General features: G+C 68.0%; 15 protein-coding genes, 1 tRNA gene and 1 riboswitch. Of the genes, 6 read left to right on the top strand and 10 right to left on the bottom strand.

All coding sequences use genetic code 11. The features are described from left to right. The first annotated feature begins 53 nt into the window (after positions 1–53). A riboswitch (cobalamin riboswitch) is annotated at positions 54–236 on the top strand. A gap of 72 nt (positions 237–308) precedes the next feature. From M1L58_RS05855 to M1L58_RS05840, 4 genes are all read left to right on the top strand, one after another. Then, complete coding sequence (locus tag M1L58_RS05855; protein ID WP_248658199.1) at positions 309–1,361, top strand: FecCD family ABC transporter permease; 1,053 nt, start codon at positions 309–311, stop codon at positions 1,359–1,361. Then, positions 1,361–2,185, top strand: a complete 825-nt coding sequence (locus M1L58_RS05850; RefSeq protein WP_248658172.1) for an ABC transporter ATP-binding protein — start codon at positions 1,361–1,363, stop codon at positions 2,183–2,185. Before M1L58_RS05855 ends, M1L58_RS05850 begins: the two co-directional genes overlap by 1 nt. Next, positions 2,185–3,246, top strand: coding sequence for an ABC transporter substrate-binding protein (locus tag M1L58_RS05845; protein ID WP_248658171.1), 1,062 nt, complete (start codon positions 2,185–2,187; stop codon positions 3,244–3,246). The genes M1L58_RS05850 and M1L58_RS05845 overlap by 1 nt, the downstream gene beginning before the upstream one ends. A 171-nt stretch (positions 3,247–3,417) precedes the next feature. After that, positions 3,418–3,870 carry a hypothetical protein gene (locus tag M1L58_RS05840; RefSeq protein ID WP_248658170.1) on the top strand — a complete coding sequence of 151 codons (453 nt, stop codon included), beginning with the start codon at positions 3,418–3,420 and terminating at the stop codon, positions 3,868–3,870. An 18-nt stretch (positions 3,871–3,888) separates the two neighbouring features. Here M1L58_RS05840 and M1L58_RS05835 read toward each other — a convergent pair whose 3' ends face one another. The 9 genes from M1L58_RS05835 to M1L58_RS05795 form a co-directional block, all read right to left on the bottom strand. After that, on the bottom strand, positions 3,889–5,220 hold the full coding sequence (locus tag M1L58_RS05835; RefSeq protein WP_248658169.1) for a bifunctional adenosylcobinamide kinase/adenosylcobinamide-phosphate guanylyltransferase: 1,332 nt from the start codon (positions 5,218–5,220) through the stop codon (positions 3,889–3,891). Beyond that, positions 5,217–6,008, bottom strand: a complete 792-nt coding sequence (locus tag M1L58_RS05830) for an ABC transporter ATP-binding protein (protein ID WP_006865217.1) — start codon at positions 6,006–6,008, stop codon at positions 5,217–5,219. Before M1L58_RS05830 ends, M1L58_RS05835 begins: the two co-directional genes overlap by 4 nt. Then, positions 6,005–7,027 (bottom strand): FecCD family ABC transporter permease, encoded by a 1,023-nt coding sequence (locus tag M1L58_RS05825; protein ID WP_248658168.1) that lies wholly within the window; start codon positions 7,025–7,027, stop codon positions 6,005–6,007. Before M1L58_RS05825 ends, M1L58_RS05830 begins: the two co-directional genes overlap by 4 nt. 1 nt (position 7,028) lies before the next feature. After that, a complete protein-coding gene (locus M1L58_RS05820) occupies positions 7,029–7,928 on the bottom strand; it encodes an ABC transporter substrate-binding protein (RefSeq protein WP_006865219.1) in 900 nt (299 codons plus the stop codon). A gap of 106 nt (positions 7,929–8,034) precedes the next feature. After that, positions 8,035–8,751, bottom strand: a complete 717-nt coding sequence (rplA, locus tag M1L58_RS05815; RefSeq protein WP_248658167.1) for a 50S ribosomal protein L1 — start codon at positions 8,749–8,751, stop codon at positions 8,035–8,037. Positions 8,752–8,833: 82 nt separating this feature from the next. Next, positions 8,834–9,268 (bottom strand): 50S ribosomal protein L11, encoded by a 435-nt coding sequence (rplK, locus tag M1L58_RS05810; RefSeq protein WP_154884209.1) that lies wholly within the window; start codon positions 9,266–9,268, stop codon positions 8,834–8,836. Between the two features lie 159 nt (positions 9,269–9,427). Then, positions 9,428–10,273, bottom strand: coding sequence for a transcription termination/antitermination protein NusG (gene nusG, locus M1L58_RS05805; protein ID WP_248658166.1), 846 nt, complete (start codon positions 10,271–10,273; stop codon positions 9,428–9,430). Between the two features lie 67 nt (positions 10,274–10,340). Then, complete coding sequence (gene secE, locus M1L58_RS05800) at positions 10,341–10,820, bottom strand: preprotein translocase subunit SecE (protein ID WP_006865221.1); 480 nt, start codon at positions 10,818–10,820, stop codon at positions 10,341–10,343. A gap of 39 nt (positions 10,821–10,859) precedes the next feature. Further along, positions 10,860–10,932: transfer RNA gene (locus tag M1L58_RS05795), tRNA-Trp, on the bottom strand. A gap of 390 nt (positions 10,933–11,322) precedes the next feature. Between M1L58_RS05795 and M1L58_RS05790 the strand changes: the two genes are divergently transcribed. Continuing rightward, positions 11,323–11,976, top strand: a complete 654-nt coding sequence (locus tag M1L58_RS05790; RefSeq protein WP_248658165.1) for a response regulator — start codon at positions 11,323–11,325, stop codon at positions 11,974–11,976. A gap of 8 nt (positions 11,977–11,984) precedes the next feature. Here M1L58_RS05790 and M1L58_RS05785 read toward each other — a convergent pair whose 3' ends face one another. Then, a complete protein-coding gene (locus M1L58_RS05785) occupies positions 11,985–12,365 on the bottom strand; it encodes a response regulator transcription factor (RefSeq protein WP_248658164.1) in 381 nt (126 codons plus the stop codon). 10 nt (positions 12,366–12,375) lie between these two features. Between M1L58_RS05785 and M1L58_RS05780 the strand changes: the two genes are divergently transcribed. Continuing rightward, positions 12,376–14,250: a GAF domain-containing sensor histidine kinase gene (locus M1L58_RS05780; RefSeq protein WP_374112663.1), complete on the top strand. Its 1,875-nt coding sequence runs from the start codon at positions 12,376–12,378 to the stop codon at positions 14,248–14,250. The last annotated feature ends 39 nt before the right edge of the window (positions 14,251–14,289 follow it).

The following is a 14,289-nucleotide window of genomic DNA, read 5'->3' as shown; positions in this document are numbered from 1 at the left end:
CTCGCGCGACGATGCGCGCACGGGACGGTGGTCATCGGTGCCCGAATTGCTAACCTCACACCGATGAGAGCGGTCGCACCTGCACAACGCGGGTGCCAGGGAACCTGGTGCGAATCCAGGACTGGCGCGCAGCGGTATGGGGGACGGACCCGACATCAGGCCACTGGGGCAACCCGGGAAGGCGTCGGGTTCGGACGAACCCGAGTCCGAATACCTGCCGTTCTCGTCGAGTCCACCCGGCGTCTCGCGCACAGATGCCCAGACCAAAGGTAGTTCCACACGTGTCCCGTCCTCCCGACGGCACGACGATGCTCGCCACCGCCATGTCGGTACGGCGACTTCCGTCGTTGCCTCTTGCCCTGATCCTTCTCGCACTCACCCTGGTGAGCATCGCGATCGCCACCGCTTTCGGCGCCGAGACCATCCCCATCGGCGACGTCTGGCGAACCGTCGCCGGCCGCCTACACGGCGATGAGCTCGACGCCGCGCACTCGGTGATCATCTGGGATCTCCGTTTGCCGCGTTCGATTCTCGCGGCCATCGTCGGCGCCGGTCTGGCCCTCGCCGGCGCCGTCATGCAGGCCCTGGTCCGCAACCCACTCGCCGAGCCGTACCTGCTGGGCGTGTCGGCCGGCGCCGCGGTCGGCGCGACGGCGGTCATCACTCTCGGATCGTTTGCTGCGCTGGGTGTCTGGGCGCTGTCCGGCGGCGCGCTGATCGGCGCGCTCGCGGCCTCGGTCACGGTCTACGCCGTAGCCCGGGCGCAGGGCGGACTGACCGCCCTGCGCCTGATCCTCTCCGGAGTGGTGTTGTCGTCGGCGTTCATGGCGATGTCTTCCCTTCTGGTCTTCACCGCTGCCGACCCGCATGCCGCCGACAACGTGATGTTCTGGATGCTGGGCAGCGTCGCCGGCGCGACCTGGGCCAAGGTGCAGATCGCGGGGGTCGTCGTCGTGGTCACGGTGTTCGGCATGCTCGCGATCCACTCCTGGCTCGACGCCTACGCAGCCGGGACCGACACCGCGACGTCCCTCGGGGTTCCGGTGCGCGCCATGCGAAACGCGTTGTTCGCGGTCCAGGGTGTCCTGGTCGGCGTCTTGGTCGCGGTCGCGGGCGGGATCGGGTTCGTCGGCTTGATCGTTCCCCACGCTGCACGCCTGCTCGTCGGTGCGACGCACCGGGCGATGATCCCCGTCGCGGTCTGTGGCGGCGCGTTGTTCCTGGTGTGGGTCGACGTCATCTCACGAGTGGCGGCGTCCCCCCGCGAGATGCCGCTGGGCATCGTCACCGGACTGATCGGCGCACCGATCTTCCTGTTCCTGATGGGACGACGCCAGTACGTGTTCGGCGGCGGTTCCTGATGGGCGCCGTGAAGCGATCCATGTCGTTGCGCGCGAACGCCGTCAGCTGTCGCCGAGGTGGCCGATCGATACTGCGCGAAGTGGATCTCGCCGTCCCGGCCGGAACCCGGCTCGCCATTGTCGGCCCCAACGGTGCGGGTAAGACCACGTTGCTCCGGACCCTGTGCGGTCTCGAACAACCGGCGGGCGGGCACATCTGGTTGGGCGACGACGATCTCGGTCGACTACCGGCGCGGCGTCGTGCGCTGTCGATCGCCGTCGTCGGCCAGGATGAACACCCGTCGGCCGAACTCACGGTCGCAGAAGCCGTGGGGCTGGGACGCACGCCGTACCGATCTGCATGGGCGACGCGCAATTCCGACGACGACGAGATCATCCGGTCGGCCCTGGCGCAGGTGGGACTGGGCGGCTGGGAGCACCGCTCGTGCACGCAGCTGTCCGGCGGCGAGCGGCACCGGGTCGTCCTCGCACGCGCGATCGCACAGCAGACCCCGATTCTCGTGCTCGACGAGCCGACGAACCACCTCGACGCGGCCTGGCGGCTGCGGCTGATGCAGATCCTCGACGACCTCGAGGCGACGGTCATCGCCGCCATGCACGACCTCGACCTCGTCCTCCGCCATTTCGACGCCGTCGCGGTTGTCTCCGACGGCGGCATCACCGCACACGGCCCGCCGGTCGAGGTGCTGACCCCCGATCTGCTGGCGTCGGTCTTCGACGTGTCCGGCACCGTCGTGCCGCATCCCGCGACCGGCCTCGCGCATCTCCTCCTCGACTCCCCCACCTCACCTGCACCGCAGGCCTACACCACCAAGGAAAATTGATGAGACACACCATCAACCGATCCGCCGCGCTCGCTCTCGTCCTAGGCACCGCGGCGGGTTGCGGCGCCGACTCCGGCGTCGCCGCTACCGACAGCGTCACCGTCACCAACTGCGGCGCCGAGGTCACCTTCGACCAGCCCCTCGATCGCCTGTTCGTGAACGACGGCGGGATGATCGCGATCGCGCTGGCGACGGGTGCACGCGACAAGATGGTCGCGGTCAGCTCACTCGCCCGCGACAAGGACGTCCTCCGGCTCGAATACGGGCCGCAGGTCGACACGCTGAACGAGGTCGCCACCGAACAGCCGACGCTCGAGAACATCGTCGGCGCCAAACCCGAGGTGCTCTACGCCGGCTACAACTACGGCATGAGTGAATCCCGCGGGATCACTCCCGAGATCCTGGCCTCCCACGGGATCGACGTCTACCAGCTGTCCGAGGCCTGCCGTCAGGTCGACGGACAGGCACAGCGCGGCACGATGGACCCCTGGGTCGCGCTCGACACCGACCTGCGGAACATCGGCACCATCACCGGCAATCCCGAGCAGGGTGCGGCGGTCGCCGACGACATATCCGGCCGCCTCGAGAAGCTCCGTGCTGCACCGCAACCGGCGACCAAGCCGACGGTCTTCGTGTTCGACAGCGTCTCCGACACGATCTTCTCGTCGGGCTCCTTCGGTGGCCCACAGGGCATCATCGACGCGGCGGGCGCACGCAACGCAACCGAGGACGTCCAGGACACCTGGACCGCGGTCAGCTGGGAACGCATCACCACCGCCGACCCCGATCTGATCGTCTTCGTCGACTACCCCGGTCACTCCGTTGAACAGAAGATCGACGCATTGCGCACCAATCCCGCCAGCCGCAACCTGAAGGCGGTGCGCGAGAACCGCTTCGTGAACCTGCCCTACGCGATGTGGGTGTCGAGCCCGCTCAACATCGACGCGGCCGAGACACTGCGGTCGGTCCTCGAGGCTCATGACCTCGCTCCTGCGTCGGGGGTCACGCCCACCCTCGATGTCCGACAGCTGGGCCTCGCCGGTAACGACTGGCTGAACTGAGCTGTCACCGACCACTAGAAGATCCGGAGATCTTTACCAGACGTGAAATACCTTCGACCAGACGACGCAAATCGGACACCGTCCCACGTACCGTGATTTTCAGTCGGTCGAGGGCATTGCTGCCGCAACTTGCGTTTCGCCGCACCATGCACTTCGAGGAGGAGTACGAAAATGAGACGCACGTTGGGAATAGCCGCACTGATCGCGGCGGCCGCCGCCACCATGATCACGACGCCCGCTTCCGCCGCCCCCGGATTGTCGTGGCACGGCGTCGACTCCGGAAGCCTGTCGGCGCCCGGCCTCGGCGTGGTGCTCCCGAGTATCAGCATGTCGGTGGAGAATTCTCTCGGCAGCGCACTCGGGCCGAATCGTTACAGCAGACCGTTCGCTCCCAGGGTGAAGTGGTCGGCGCGCGTCTTCGGCGGCCAGGGTAGGGACATCCCTTGTCGGGTCGACATCACCTTCCTGGGCACGAGCCTTCCTACGTACCACGCAACGGTCTGCGAGGGCAGCGCCACGTTCACCGACCCCTTCTACAACAAGCCGGGCACCTTCACGATCACCGCCTACGAGAACATGTCCGGGATGGGCGCCCGGGATTCCAGGACGTTCGTCATCCAATGACCTCGAGTAGGTGCCGGGCTACCGCACGGCCAGTGGCTGCCCGGCGACCATGAGCACGACCTCGTCGGCGAGTTCGGCGACCGCGGCGTTGAGCCGGCCGAGTTCGTCCCGGAACATCCGGCCCGACGCGGTCGCCGGGACGACGCCGCTGCCGACCTCGTTGCTCACGGCGATGGCGGGCACGGTGCATGTTCGCCAGGCGTCGAGCAGGTCGTCGACCTCGGCCCGAACAGCGTCGAGTTCGACGTTCTCCCAGGCATTGTGGTGATCGATCCGGGCGGTCAGCCAGGTGCCGAGACATTCGACGAGGACCGGCCGGCGCGCCGAACGCAGAATGCCCGCCACGTCGGTGTCCTCGACCGTCGTCCACGACGCGGGGCGACGGTCACGGTGGGCTTCGACGCGACGGTCCCAGTCGGGATCACCGGTTCGCGGACCGCCCGCGGCGACATAGACGACGTCGTCGACTCCGGCCAGGAGGCCTTCGGCGTACCGCGATTTCCCCGACCTCGCGCCGCCGGTGATGAAGATCCGATGCCCGACCGGCTCGCCCATGGCGAGCACCTCCCCATCTCGTCCCGGCCGTGCGCGCAGTGCCCGCAGCCGCCGGCGCAGTTCACCGATCGGCGGATTGTGGTGTCCCAGGTGAACAGCGACGATCTCGGTGGCGTCGACGATCGCACCGACGCCGCGCATCCCCTCGACCATCGTCCCGAAACCGTCCAGCCCGAGATGGCCGGCGGACAGCTCTCCGCGATCACCGAAGGTCTCCTCGAGGAAGACCGCGTCGAACGCCGCTCCCTCGAGCCGACCAAACCAATCAGACGGCCACACACCGGTGTCCGTCGCCCACAACAGTCGTGTGCCGTCGGGACCGGTGACGTCGTAGAGCACGGCATCACCGTCGCGGAAGACCTTGTGCTGCGCGGGAAGAACACGCACGTCGTACTCCCCGACCCGTAACGACTCACCCGCGACGACCGGCGTGAACCGCACCGCGACGTCGGGCCCCACCCACGGGCGACACGCATCGAGCGCATCGGCCGGACCGATCAACTCCAGGTCGTCGACCCCGTCGACCCACGACCGGAACAGCAACGACTGTGGCGCAAGATGGTCGGCGTGCGCATGGGTGATCAGGACATGCCGCACATCGGCGAGCGAAACACCATGGCGCACAGCGGCACCGGGCGCGTCCGGCCCGAAGTCGAGCATCAACGCGTCGTCGACGAGCGCCGCCGTCTGGGCACGAAAGTTCTGTTGGCGCCGCGCTTCCGCACAGGAGCCGCAGCGGCAGAACGCATTCGGCCAACCGTCGGCGGCTCCGGTGCCGAGCAGCGTGACCTTCATCGTTCGCCCGGCCCCGGGTCACGCACCGGCAGCACGGCCGGTCCGTCGCGGCGGTCGAGCACCTCGACCTTCGCGGCGTAGACGTCCCGAAGTCGTTCGGCGGTGAGCACTTCGGCGGGCGGCCCGTCGGCGACGATGCGTCCCCGGTCGAGCAGTACGAGACGTTGTCCGTACTGTGCCGCCGACGTCAGGTCGTGCATCGCAGCGATCACGGTCAGTTCGCTGGCCCGACGCATGGAGTCGACGAGATCGAGCACCTGCTGCTGATGGCCGATGTCGAGGGCGCTGGTCGGCTCGTCGAGGAGCAACACGCGCGGCTGTTGGGCCAGCGCACGGGCGAGCACCACCCGCTGCAGCTCACCACCCGACAGAGCCGACGCGGAACGGTTGGCGAACTCCTCTAGGTCGAGCCGCTCGATGACATCGTCGACGACCTCACGGTCCGAGCGGGTCTCGCTGCCGAACCGGGTGATGTGCGGGGTGCGGCCGAGGCCGATGAGCTCGCGTACCGACGTGCCCTCCGGGACGATCGGCCGCTGCGGCATCAGCGCCACGGCGCGGGCGATCTCGCGACGGCGCGCACGCCCCGGGTCGACGCCCGCGACATCGACTTGCCCCGTCGAGGCCACCAGCCCGGCGAGGGCATGCAGGAGCGTCGTCTTTCCCGAACCGTTCGGCCCGACGAGCGAAACCCAGGTGCCGGACCCGATCTCGAGGTCGACGTCGTGGAGGACCTCCACTCCCCCACGGGACGCGCAGACCCCGCGACAGATGATCGAGGCGGTCATGCGACGCTCCGTCCGCTGCGTCGGAGGACGACGAGGAAGAAGGGTGCACCGATGGCCGCGGTGACCACGCCGATCGGCAACTCCGACGGCGACATCGCGGTCCGCGCCACGACGTCCGCGAGAACCAGGAAGGCCGCGCCCACCAGCAACGACAACGGCAGCAGCAACCGATGCCCCGGGCCGACGAGGAGCCGCACCGCGTGCGGGATCACGATGCCGACAAAGCCGATCAGACCGCTCACCGAGACCACGGCCGCAGTGCCGAGCGTCGCGACGCAGACCAGCAGCAACCGCACGCGCTCGGGTCGAATCCCCAGACTCGACGCCTCGATGTCGCCGACCGCCATGACGTCGAGTGTGCGCCCGAACAGCACGATGACGGCCACGCAGGCGAGCACGTACGGCAGCACGGTGACGACCTCCGACCAGCCGTCGGTGGCCAGGCGGCCGAGCATCCAGTTGTAGACCTGGCGCAGTGTGTCGTCGTGCTGCTGCATGAGGAAGGTCTGGATGGCGTTGGCGAACGCGGCGACCGCGACACCGGCGAGGATGATGACGACCTCGGTGCGGCCACCGCCGACGGTGCGACCCAACGCGTAGGTCGCGGCGACGGCCAGGATGCCGCCGAGGAACGCCGCGGGCGGCAGGCCGAGCGTGCCCGCCGCGCCGCCCGCGACGATCGCGACCGTCGCGCCGAGTCCCGCACCGCTGGAGACACCGAGGAGGTACGGATCGGCGAGCGGGTTGCGGAAGACGCCCTGGTAGGCGGCACCCGCGACCGCGAGCATCGCACCGACCAGCGCTCCCAGCGCCACACGCGGCATCCGTACTTCCCACAGAATCGTCTGCTGGCGCGGGGTGAGCCCGGACTCGACGTCGACGAACGGGATTCGGTCGAGGAGGTCGAGCAGTACGCCCTTCGGGGTCAGTCCGGCCGGGCCGACGAGGACTGCGAGCAGGCATGCGCCCAGCAGAACTGCGACGGCCCCGCAGATGGCCCCGACGTGACGGCTCGACATCTCAGTTCGTGGGCTGTCCGTCGACGCCGGAGACGATCTGCGCGACGTTGCGGACCAGGTCGACGACGCGTGGGCCCCAACGGCTCGCGACGTCCTCGTCGAGGACATGGATCTGCCGGTCCTTGACGGCGCGCAGGTCACCCCAGCCGGCACGTGCGGCGACCTTCTCCGGCGTGACCCCGCAACACTGGGAATCGGCGAGGAAGATCACCTCGGGGTCGCGCTCGAGGATGTACTCCGGCGAGAGCTGCGGATAACCGTTCTGGCCGGTCGCGATCGATCGCAGACCCAGCAGGCCGTAGATCTGGCCGAGGTAGGTGTCGTCGGTGACCGTGTAATACGTGTCGTCGAGCTCGTGGAAGTAGGTCAGCGGCACCTCGCGCAGCGGAACGGTGCGGACGATCTGCTCGATCTCGGCGCGCATCGAGGTGACGAGTTCGTCGGCCTCCCGAGCGTGGCCGGTGGCACCGCCGACCTGCTGGATCTGGGCATAGGTCTCGTCGAGGTTCTTCGCGGCCGGGATCTGCAGCACCTCGACGCCCACCCGGTCGAGACCGGCGATGATGTCGTTGTTGTCGTCGGTGAGGACGACGAGGTCGGGGTCGTAGGCGAGGATCGCTTCGAGGTTCGGGGTGTAACCCGACAAGGTGGTCCGCGGTGCCTCGGCCGGGAAGTCGGACTGGTCGTCGACGGCGACCACCTGTTCACCCGCGCCGACGGCGAAGAGCATCTCGGTGGTCGTGGGGCTGATCGAGACGATCGTCGAGGGGGTGCCCGAGGGGCTCGCGTCATCGTCGCGACTGCCACCCGCGCCACAACCGGCGACCACCAGCAGCATCGACAGCACGGCGGCGGCGACCGCTGCACCACGACCACGGGTTCCGAGACGGATTCTCACCACGAGCCACTGACCTCCGATGGAAGAACTGGGTAGACAGAGCACGAGGGGCCCGGCATCGGCTGCCAGGCCCCTCGTGGGTGTCTCTAGTTACGCGCGAGCGCCAGGATCAGGCCTGGGGTGCTTCGGCGAAGTTGCGGCTGACCTGCGGGTCGACCGGGATGCCCGGGCCCGTGGTGGTCGAGACGGTGACCTTCTTGATGTAGCGGCCCTTGGCTGCCGACGGCTTCGCACGCATGATCTCGTCGTACGCGGCGCCGTAGTTCTCGGCCAGCTTGGCCGGGTCGAACGAAGCCTTGCCGATGACGAAGTGCAGGTTGGCTGCCTTGTCGACGCGGAAGTTGATCTTGCCGCCCTTGATGTCGTTGACGGCCTTGGTGACATCGGTGGTCACGGTGCCCGTCTTCGGGTTCGGCATCAGGCCACGCGGTCCGAGGACACGCGCGATGCGGCCGACCTTGGCCATCTGATCCGGGGTGGCGATCGCGGCGTCGAAGTCCAGCCAACCGCCCTGGATGCGCTCGATCAGGTCCTCGGCGCCGACCTCGTCGGCACCGGCGGCGGTGGCCTCGGCGGCCTTGTCGCCGGCGGCGAACACGATCACGCGGGCGGTCTTACCCGTGCCGTGCGGCAGGTTGACGGTGCCTCGAACCATCTGGTCTGCCTTACGGGGGTCGACGCCCAGCCGCATCGCAACCTCAACGGTCGCGTCGGTGTTCTTCGACGAGGTTTCCTTCGCCAGCTCCACAGCCTCCAGCGGGCTGTACAGCTTGGACTTGTCGACCTTCTCGGCCGCGGCCGCGTAGGCCTTGCTCTTCTTGCTCATTGCTCTGTTCCTTCTCCGCACTGAATCGGCGGGGTGTGTGGTGCGGGCCGAGCCGGCCCTCCCACGAGATGACTGGTTGGGTCTAACCCTCGACCGTGATGCCCATGGACCGAGCAGTACCGGCGATGATCTTCGCGGCCTGGTCGATGTCGTTGGCGTTCAGGTCTTCGGCCTTGGTCTTGGCGATCTCACGGACCTGGTCCATGCTCACCTTGCCGACCTTCTTGCTGTGGGGCTCGCCGGAGCCCTTCTGCAGGCCTGCGGCCTTGAGCAGGAGCTTCGCAGCCGGCGGGGTCTTCAACTTGAAGTCGAAGGAACGATCTTCGTACACGAAGATCTCCACCGGGATGACGTTGCCGCGCTGCGACTCGGTCGCCGCGTTGTACGCCTTGCAGAACTCCATGATGTTCACGCCGTGCTGACCGAGCGCCGGACCCACGGGCGGGGCCGGGTTGGCCGCGCCTGCCTGGATCTGGAGCTTGATGATCCCGGCGAGCTTCTTCTTCTTGGGAGGCATCTTTTTGTCCTTGCTTGTTTCCTTGCGAATTCACGCCCGCTGGAGACGTGAAAGTCTGTGTTTATCTGATCTGCAACCGCTACTCGAGCGGTCGCGGTCAGATCTTCTCGACCGTGACGTTCAGAGGTCGGGGAAGATACGAGCGCCGCTTCGCGTCGGTCATATCTTCTCGACCTGATTGAACCCGAGCTCGACCGGCGTCTCGCGACCGAAGATCGACACGAGCACCTTGACCTTGCGCTGCTCGGCGTTGACCTCGCTGATCGACGCGGGCAGCGTCGCGAACGGGCCGTCCATGACGGTGACCGATTCGCCGACCTCGAAGTCGACCTCGATGACGTTCGACGCCGCGGCAGCTGCGGCCTCGACCCCCTCGGCGGCCGAACCACCCTTGGCGGGGGTCTTCTTCGCCTCGGCGCGCGGCATCAGGAACTGCAGCACCTCGTTGAGCGACAGCGGCGACGGCTTGCTGGTCATCCCGACGAACCCGGTGACACCCGGGGTGTTGCGCACGGCGCCCCACGACTCGTCGTTGAGCTCCATGCGAACCAGGATGTAGCCCGGCAGGACCTTGCGGTTGACCTTCTTGGGCTGGCCGTTCTTGATCTCGGTGACCTCTTCGGTCGGAACCTCGACCTGGAAGATGTAGTCACCGACATCGAGGTTCTGCACACGGGTCTCGAGATTGGCCTTGACCTTGTTCTCGTAGCCGGCGTAGCTGTGGATCACGTACCAGTCGCCGGGTGCGCGACGCAGCTGCTTGCGCAGCTCCTCCACCGGGTCGACCTCTTCCTCAGGGGCCTCTTCGGCGGGGGTCTCGTCGGCGTCCTCGGAGTCGACGTCGGTCGCGGGAGCTTCGTCGCCCTCGGCGGCCACCTCGACGTCGGGGTCACCGGCCTCGTCGACTGCAGCCTCGTCGACCTCGTCGGTCACGGCCGCGTCGACGTCGGCATCAGCCACGTCGACGGCGTCGGTCGATGCGAGTTCGTTCTCCGGGGTGCTCACTGCAGCCCACGCTCCTTATGGTTCATCTCCGGTCGGCTCCCGCTCGCCCGGCCACCCACCGCGTGGGTCAGCCGAACAACCAGAGGACGCCCTTGGCAAAGGCCAGGTCGAGGCCGGAGATGAACGCGGTCATCACGATGACGAACACGAGCACGACGATCGTGTACGTGATCATCTCGCGCCGCGTCGGCCAGATGACCTTCTTCAGCTCGGCGACGACCTGCGTGAGGAACACCCAGATCCGAACGAACGGATTCCGGCTCTCCTCAGCAGAGGCCTTTTTCTTCTTCTTGCGTTCCTTGACGGCTACTGCCGACCCCGTGGCGGAGTCGGTGTCTCCGTCGGTTCCGGTTGCACCGGTTGACGAGCGACGTCCACGAGCCGAGCGCTTGCCGGACGGACGAAGTTCCTTGGCGGCGCCGGTCGACGTCTCGTCGTCCGAACCGCCGGTGGCCTCGTCGCGACCGTCGAGCTCAGCCGCAGCCGAATCGGCCGCAGAACCCTCAGCGGCTTCTTTGGCGCGGGCAGCCCGGTCTCGCTTGCTCAACTTCGCGGTCCTCTCGTCAACGTGTGCCCTTCACCAGGGCAGGGGCGACAGGACTTGAACCTGCAACCTGCGGTTTTGGAGACCGCTGCTCTGCCAATTGAGCTACGCCCCTTTGCGACTTCCCCACCGGAGTGGTTCCGCTGCCATCTCATCGAATCCCGGTCTCACGACCGGCGCCGGCGTTTCACCGCCGACAAAACCAACGCGCCACCCTATGGGTAGCGCGCAAGTCTGAATCAATCAGACACTTCAGTGTAGATCACCGGGGCTGTGGACCCAAAACGCGCTCCACGTGCTCCCTCGACGACCGTACACGCTGCGCGTCCGACGACAGCCCGCGATGGCGTTCACCGCGGTCGGCACTCACCGATCGAGCGGACAACTTCATGCTCCGACCTGCGAAAACATCGCGGATGTCACGGTAGAGTTCCCTTGTCGTGTCCGGATCGGCACGACACGAGTGGCTCACGTCCGACCCCACAGACGGAAGCATGGTGCCGACATGCCCCTGCGCCTGACGATCGCCGACGACGACGTCCTGCTCCGTGAAGGCCTCGCGAGTCTGCTCACGTCCGCAGGCATCGACGTGGTCGGGCAGGCGGGCGACGCCGACGGGTTGCTCGCGCTGGTGGCCGAGCACCGCCCCGACATCGCGGTCGTCGACATCCGGATGCCCCCGACCCACACCGCCGAGGGCCTCGACGCCGCCCTGCGCATACGCCGCGAGTACCCCGACGTCGCGATCCTGCTGCTCTCCGCGCACGTCGACGTCGACCATGCGCTCGAACTGCTCGATGGCGGCCGCGGCGTGGGCTACCTGCTGAAAAGCCGCGTCACCGACGTCGCCGAGTTCGTCGAGACCGCGCAGCGGATCGCCGCCGGCGCGTCGGTGATGGACCCCGCGCTGGTGCAGGAACTCGTCGCCGCACGGCGTCGCAACGACCCGCTCGAACAGCTCAGCGCACGCGAACGCGAGGTGCTGACGCTGATGGCCGAGGGGCTGTCCAACGCGGGCATCGGACGTCGGTTGTGGATCACCGAGGGCACGGTCGAGAAACACGTCCGATCGATCCTGACCAAACTCGACCTCGCCGAGACCGCCGACGATCACCGCCGGGTCCGCGCGGTGATCCTGTTCCTCGACGCCACAACCTGACTGACTGTTCAGGGAGCAGTTGCGCCCAGCACCTCACGCACCCGGTCCGCGGACAACCCGAACTTCGGGACGAAGCCGACGGCAGCGCTGAGGTCGATCAGGTCGGCGAACTCCTCCTCGTCGTGGGTGGACACCAGCACCACCGCGGGCGCCGGATCGAGCCCCGAATCGTGAAGTGCCTCGACGAGGGCGAAGCCGTTCTCCTCCCCCAGGTCGATGTCGACGAGGGCGACGTCAGGCCGGGTCGCTCGCGATTCGCGGACGGCGTCGTCGAGCGACGAGGCCGTCCCGACCACCGTGATCCCGCCGGCTTCAAGCGTTCCGCGCAGCGAAGCCCGGAAGTCGGCACTGTCGTCGACTATCAGGCAGCGCAGGCGGGTGGGTTCCATACTGACTAGCGTGTCAGAGGCAGCAGGTCGAGGCATTCCCGCTAGCTGGAAGAACGACCGCGGCCCACTCCGGGACCGGGTTGTCGCGGTGGTGCTCCGGCCGACGTCGCCGCGCTGGCACTGGGGCGTGGCGACCGCGCTCGTGCTGATCGCCGTCGAGGTCGTCGTGGTGCAGCTACTCAGGGAGATCTTCCCGGAGAACGCCTTCGGTGCCGTCTTCCTGTTCGGCGTCCTGGTGGTGTCCGCCCGCTGGGGCTTCCCCCTCGCGGTGGCCACCTCGGCGGCCAGTGCCGCGGCCTATGCGTGGTTCCACGCCAGGCAGAGCACCGACAGTGCCGCCCCCGCGGTCGTCGTCTTCCTCGTGCTCGCATTGCTCACCAACGCCCTGGTCGGCCAGGCACGCCTGCACGCACTCGAATCCGACCAGCGTCGTCGCGAGGCGGATCTGTCCGCAGACCTCGCCCGCACCGTGCTGAGAGCCGCGGACCTGCCGGAGGCGTTGACCGCGGCGAGCATTCGTCTCACCGAGGTGCTCGACCTGCCGGCTCCGGGAGCAGTTCTCGCCGACCCCGGCACGACGCCGGGCCCGGTCCAGCAGCACATCGCACTGCTGGACCGAGGACGATCGGTCGGTTCCCTGCTGGTGCCGGCCGACCTCGACCCCGCCGACCGACGCCGCGTCTCACGCATGGTGCCGAGCCTCGAGGCCCTCCTCGCCGCCGCTCTCGACCGCCAGGCGCTCAACGACCGGACCGTCGCACTCGCGCGTCAGCAGGTGGCTCTCCGACGGGTCGCGACGGCGGTGGCCTCGCGTTCCGAACCGGGCGAGGTCTGCCGGATCGTCGCCGCCGAACTGGCCGACGAACTGGGCGTCGAACACGTCACGGTGGTGCGATTCACCGACGACGCAGACTGCGAAGTCCTTGCCACACGCGATGATTCGACGGACTCCGGTCTGTCCGTCGGCGAGCGTCTGGCCCTCGGCGGCACCAACGTCTCGACCCTGGTCGCCGAGACCGGGGAGATGTCGGTCCTCGACTATTCGACGGCGACCGGTCCGATCGCCGATCGGCTCGAGCCCCGCGGTCTCCGTACCGGAATAGGAGCCCCGATCACCGTCGACGAACAGCCCTGGGGCGCAGTCATCGTCGGCACCACCCATCGATCCGCGCCTGCCGAGTTGCGGTTACGGCTCGGCGATTTCGCGGACCTGGTGGCGACGGCGATCTACAACAGCGAGGCGCGTGCCGCGCTGACCCGCTCCCGTGCTCGCGTGATCGCCGCCGCCGATCAGGCCCGACGCACGATCGAGCGCGACCTGCACGACGGTGCGCAACAACGCATCGTGTCCCTCGGACTCGACATCCGGGCCCTGCAGGCGACGGTTCCCGACGACCAGACCGAGGTGCGGGAGCGTCTCGACACCGTCGTCGACTCCCTTGCACACATCCACCGGGACCTCCAGGAGTTGTCCCGGGGAATCCATCCCGCGATCCTCTCCCGCGGCGGACTCGGGCCGGCATTGAGGACCTTGGCCAGGCGGTCGTCGGTGCCGGTGGCACTGCAGGCAACCGACCTCGGCCGGATGTCGAAGACGGTCGAGGTGACCGCTTATTACGTTGTGGCCGAATCGCTCACGAACACCGCGAAGTATGCCCAGGCGTCCGAGGTGGTCGTCTCGGCACACGTCGCCGATGACACCCTGACACTGTCGGTGACCGACGACGGCATCGGCGGCGCCCTACCGGACAAGGGTTCCGGGCTCCTCGGCCTCCGCGACCGTGTGGAGGCGGTCGAAGGCGAACTCGTCATCGACAGCCCGCCGCGTGAGGGCACCACGGTGCGGGCGCGCATCCCGCTCACCGAGACCTCGACTACCGGCTAGCCGGTAGAGGGGCCTCCCGCCAGCCTCCGGCCGGGTTGG

The sequence above is a fragment of the Gordonia sp. C13 genome (assembly GCF_023218005.1).
Taxonomy (GTDB): Bacteria; Actinomycetota; Actinomycetes; order Mycobacteriales; family Mycobacteriaceae; genus Gordonia; species Gordonia namibiensis.
Note: the sequence above shows the minus strand (reverse complement) of the source record. Positions and strands in the feature narration are given on the sequence as shown.